The organism is Variovorax glucosi, from assembly GCF_051216695.1.
GTDB lineage: Bacteria > Pseudomonadota > Gammaproteobacteria > Burkholderiales > Burkholderiaceae_C > Variovorax.
The window spans coordinates 1-1,095 of sequence record NZ_JBPJZE010000321.1 but is presented as its reverse complement, the minus strand read 5'-3'; the positions used below and the strand labels follow the sequence as shown (position 1 = coordinate 1,095).

Here is a 1,095-nt window from a genome sequence, read left to right as displayed (position 1 = left end):
GTGCCGCCCGACATGTCGCTCGAACAATACGAAGACCTGCTCGACGGCGGCAGCTCGCCGGCCTTCGACCGGTTCGTGAACGTAACCACCGCCTTCTTCCTGCATGCGAGCTTCGTCGCCGGGCACTACACCTTCGAGCCACCCTTCGCGCAGCGCGCGGCCTTCGACGTGACGGACGAGCACATCCGCCTGCTGCGGCGCGCGAACTGGCTCAGCTTCCTCATCGACTGCAAGCGCCCCTACGGCGACTTCACGCATTTCGAGATCGACATGGCCGACATCCTCGGCCTGCCGGTGACGAAGGACGCGAAGGGCTACGCGCAGATCGGCAAGGACGCGGAAAAGCGCATGGACGCGCTGCATGCCGACATGCTCCCGACGCTGCAGGCGTACATCCGCTTCGCGCGGCTCAACCCCGGTCGCTACGTGGTGCCCGGGCGCGGCGTGGCGCAAACGGCGGGGCGGCCGCTGTGCCGGCCGGTGTCGGCCACGCGCCTGGCGATGTATCAGCGCGCGCTGGCGGCCGCCGGCCCACGCTCCGATTCGCACCGCGTCGCCGCGCTCGACGAGGCCGCCAGGGCGCTGTTCGCGCTGGACTGAGCCGCTGCCGTTGTCGCCACTGCGGCACGCGCGCACAGGGCAGCGAGCGCCAGCCCGAACGCCAGCGCACTAGCCACGGTGCGCCAGAGATTCGCGGCGTTCCAGCGCAGGCGCGTCTGAGCCCAGTCGGACGGCAGCGCCTGCGGGTTCCACGACTCGGTGTAGGCGTTGAGCGGCAGGTTGACCTGCGCCGTGAACACCACGATGCCCAGGCCGTAGAGCACGCCGGCCAGCAGCAGGCACCACCACCAGCCCTCGCGGCGCGCGGCCCATGCCGCGCCCACGGCCAGCGTGCATAGCAGCGGCGGCCCGAAGAAGAAGCCGAAGAACATCGCGTGCCGCACGTTGCGGTTCAGGCTCGACTGCACGAGTGCGTAGGTGGCGCCGTCCATCTGCAGGGTGGCGAAGTTGACGTTGGCGCTGTAGGTCCAGAAGAAGCCGGCCATCACGCCCAGCCAGAAGATGGCGAGCGCATGGCACATGAGCGACAACCGG

General features: G+C 69.6%; 1 protein-coding gene and 1 pseudogene. One reads left to right on the top strand and one right to left on the bottom strand.

Annotation, left to right across the window (positions count from 1 at the left end):
• Positions 1 to 600: pseudogene (locus ACSFA3_RS25315) on the top strand (hypothetical protein); the annotation flags it as partial.
• Here ACSFA3_RS25315 and ACSFA3_RS25310 read toward each other — a convergent pair.
• The coding region (locus ACSFA3_RS25310; protein WP_435508087.1) for an anthrone oxygenase family protein at positions 507 to 1,095 on the bottom strand (589 nt) is incomplete at its 5' end. The pseudogene ACSFA3_RS25315 and the gene ACSFA3_RS25310 sit on opposite strands and share 94 nt — an antisense overlap.